At 48.2% G+C, this 282-nt stretch carries 1 protein-coding gene; it reads right to left on the bottom strand.

All coding sequences use genetic code 11. From position 1 onward, the window contains the following. Nucleotides 1-282, bottom strand: a 282-nt coding sequence (locus ACM2FC_RS23670) for a transposase (RefSeq protein WP_498483481.1), incomplete at both ends; no start/stop codon positions are given.

Genomic DNA, 282 nt, shown 5'->3' with positions numbered 1-282 from the left:
TCGATGACTTCTCGGCCGACGTAGATATACGAAAGCACTCGCTTCCGCTTTTCCGTATTCGCCTGCAACAGCCGACTTTGAGTGAGTTGTACACTAGCAAACCCAACACACCAGAGTAAAAAGAGTATTAATGACGCGATGAGCAGGAGGTTGTCGAAACGCTCCGCACTTTTTGAGTTCGCCTTTTCTAACCCTAAGCCTAGATGGCCATTTTTGGTGTCTCTGAACCCTTCTTCAATCTGCATGCGTTGTGCGTACAGTTTGACGACCTTATGCGCGTTG

The sequence above is a fragment of the Vibrio sp. A37 genome, from assembly GCF_059777565.1.
Note: the sequence above shows the minus strand (reverse complement) of the source record. Positions and strands in the feature narration are given on the sequence as shown.